At 71.9% G+C, this 3228-nt stretch carries 4 protein-coding genes; all 4 read right to left on the minus strand.

The genetic code is table 11. The annotated features are described in order from the left end of the window. The coding region (locus AB1578_22950) for a PHP domain-containing protein (GenBank protein ID MEW6490757.1) at window positions 1-577 on the minus strand (577 nt) is incomplete at its 3' end. Window positions 578-924: 347 nt separating this feature from the next. Next, window positions 925-1218 (minus strand): nucleotidyltransferase domain-containing protein, encoded by a 294-nt coding sequence (locus tag AB1578_22955; protein ID MEW6490758.1) that lies wholly within the window; start codon window positions 1216-1218, stop codon window positions 925-927. Then, window positions 1211-1636, minus strand: a complete 426-nt coding sequence (locus AB1578_22960) for an HI0074 family nucleotidyltransferase substrate-binding subunit (GenBank protein ID MEW6490759.1) — start codon at window positions 1634-1636, stop codon at window positions 1211-1213. Before AB1578_22960 ends, AB1578_22955 begins: the two co-directional genes overlap by 8 nt. A 355-nt stretch (window positions 1637-1991) precedes the next feature. Then, window positions 1992-3228 (minus strand): FtsX-like permease family protein (locus tag AB1578_22965; GenBank protein MEW6490760.1); only part of this gene is annotated, 1237 nt, incomplete at its 5' end.

The raw sequence follows: 3228 nt of genomic DNA on the forward strand, positions 1-3228 counted from the left end.
CGCCCTCGGCCCGGGCCCGGGCGATCACGTAGCGGGCGTGGGGCTTGGGCTGGGCGTCGCCGCCCGTGAGGGCGGCCTTGAAGCCCCGGTAGTCGGCCCGGGGGGGCACGACGCCCCGGCTCTTCAGGCACTCGAAGAGGTCCACCACGGCGTAGGCCAGGAGCCGCGCGCCCGGGTCCTGGCCGCCCGCCTTGAACCGGCCGAGCTCCTCGAAGGTGGGGGCGCCGGCGCCGTAGAGTTCCCGGGCGCGGCCCACCAGCCGGCCCATGCGCTCCTCGCGCTCCCGCAGCCGCCCCCGCAGGAACGCGGCCATGCCCCCGAACCGGCCCCCGGGAAAGTAGACCAGGATCTCCCCGTCGAACCCGAGCTCGGGCGCCGTGCAGTCCACCTCGGCCGCGGGAACCGCGGCCAGGCCCAGGCGCCCGCAGGCCTCCAGGAACTCCCCCACCCCCTCCATGGATTCGTGGTCGGCGAGCGCCACGAGCTCGAGCCCCGCCGCCGCCGCCCGGGCGCCCACGCCGGCGGGCCAGTCCCACCCGTCGGAGTAGCGGCTGTGCAAATGCAGGTCGGCTCTCATGGGCACCTTGTATCGTGAGTACGAAACCGCAGTCACTCAGTAAGTTCTTGCGGCGTCTAGGCGCGTAGGGGCACACACCGTGCGCCCGGAGGATTCGGGGTGGCCCCGAGGGCGGGCGCACGCTGTGCGCCCCTATGGGTGAAACGGCCGTACTCCCCGGTTCTCAGCCGCCACGCGAACCCACACGGATCGGGACAGAACCGCTTCGTCGGGCCCGGCATCGCCGGCGCGCCAGCGTCCAAACGTTGCCGGACGTTGGCGGAAGCCGGGAGGGGCCGGGTGGATGCGCAGGCGATTGCCGGGAGGACAAGGCCTGCTGTGGGACTCGAAGACGCGAAGAGAGGCGACTACTGGAGGCGCTCGTAATGCTCGCCTATGGACTCGCGGAACGAACGGGGGGCGGCGCGCCAGTCGATGACGTCCACCAAGAAGGGCAGATCCGAATCGGCAAACGCGTCTTTGAGCTCCTCGATGGTCCGCCAGTCGAGGGGCTCTTCGCCGACCAGGGCAAGGTCAAGGTCCGAAAACCTCTGGGCAGTCCCCTCAACGCGCGAACCGAAAGCCCGAACCTCGAGGCCAGGTACGCGTGTGCGCAGGATGAGCCGCACCTCAGAAAGGTGGCGCTCCGCGAGATCAATCATTGGCCCCCTCCAGGCGCTGCAAGAGGAGTCGGGCGTCCGAAGAAAACCGCCTCGCACACTCGTACACGGCCGCAGCCTGGACCTGGTTGTACGTGTGTGAGGTCAGATTCCGGGCATCGGCGTATGCAAACCAGGGCGCGGGGTCGTCGATCAGGCGGTGGCGGGCGGCTAGGCGAAACAACTCCTTCCTCGTGCGGGGGTGGTCGGCGTCTTCCGGGGTCGCGTTTTCGCGCAGCCAGCGCTGCAAGAACTTCCAGCACAACTCGAACGTGAACTCAAAGTGCTGGATCGCGCCGGCCCGCAGGGCGTTTCGCGTCACGGCGTCGAGCCGCGCCAGCAGCGCAGCGTCCTCGCAGCGTTCGAGTGTGGCCTCCAGGGCAGCCACAGCGCTCCGAAGACTGCTCAGATCGAGCGGCATCGGTCACCTGCCGGCCAGGGTGCTGCCCCCCCCCGCCGACGTTCCCTTCCAAGCACCCGTCCGCCTCCTTCTCCGCCGCTCCCCCGCGTCACACGGGGCGGCGGCTTACGCCACTGCTATCACGCGGACCGGAAAGGGTCAAGCGAACCGGCGCAATGCCACCGTGCTCCGGTGCTCACCCAAACCCCCGAGCTTTCCCCGAAACCTCCCGAGCTCTCGTGGGGAGAGCCGGGGCCGTGGCAGTCGGAGCCGTACCTGAACCCGCCGGAGTAGCGGCTGTGCAAATGCAGGTCGGCTCTCATGGGCGTCGGCTCCTTTCGGCCGTGGACAAGCGGCGGCGGGTCGCGCCGATCCTCTACCCCTCCCGCAGGTAGCGCGCGGGCTTGTGGCGCAGCACCCGGGCGGTGCCCAGCAGGCCCAGCAGCAGGGTGAGGGCGACGCCGGAGGCGACGGTGAGGAGCACCGGGAGGGGGCGCACGGAAAACGGGGTCTTCAAGATGCCCGCGGCCACGGCCCAGGCGGCGCCGGTGCCGGCCAGGGCGGCCACCGCCCCCGCAGCGAGGCCCAGCAGCAGGAACTCGGTGCCGAAGGCGGTGAGGATGTCGCGGCGGGTGGCGCCGCAGACCTTGAAGATGATCGCGTCGCGCAGCCGCCGGTGCTGGTCGGCAGAGAGGGCACCCGCGAGCACCAGGAGGCCGGTGAGGACGGCCACCGCCCCCACGGCCCGGAAGACGCCGCCGATGCGGCCGATGACCCGGGAGGTGTTCTCCAGCACCTCCTTGACCCGCACGGCCGAGACGTTGGGAAACCGGCCGGTGACGGCCCGGAACAGCGCCTCTTCGGCCCCGGGCTCGGCGTAGGCCGCGGCCAGGTGGGACTGGGGCGCGCCCTCCAGCACCCCGGGGCCGAAGACCAGGGCGAAGTTCAGCGCCAGGGTGGCCCACTCCACGTCGCGCAGGTTGGCGATCTCGGCGGTGATCTCGCGGCCGAGCACGTTGACCGTGAGGGTGTCGCCCACGCCCACCCCGAAGCCCGCGGCGAGGTCCGAGGCAAGCGAGAGCAGGGGCGGCCCGACGTACTCCTCGGGCCACCAGGCGCCGGCCCCGATGCGGCTGCCTTCGGGGGGGCGCCGGCTGTAGGTGAGGAACCGGTCGCCCCGCACGGCCCAGGAGACCTCGGGGGCGATGTTCGCCTGCTCCACCGGCACCCCTGCAATGTGGGTGATCCAGCCCCGGAGCGTGGGCAGGCGCTCCACCCGGGTCACCCCGGGCACCGCCGCAACCGCCCGGTCGAACTCCTCGGCCTGGTGCCCCAGGATGTCGACGAAGAAATAGGAGGGGGCCTGCTCCGGGAGGTCGCGCTCCACCAGGGCCGCCAGATCCGACTGCACCAGGGCCGTGGCCACGAGCGCCGTGAGCCCCAGCCCCAGGGAGAAGATCGCGCTCCGGCTGGGCGAGCCGGGCCGGTGGATGTTGGCGAGCCCCAGGCGCACGCGGGGGTTGCGAGGCCGGGGAGCCGCCCGGGCGAGCCGCACCACGGCGCCGGCCAGGAGCCGGAAGAGGACGAAGAGCAGGGCCGCGCCGGCCGAAAAC

Source organism: Thermodesulfobacteriota bacterium (assembly GCA_040756475.1).
Classification (GTDB): domain Bacteria; phylum Desulfobacterota; class Deferrisomatia; order Deferrisomatales; family JACRMM01; genus JBFLZB01.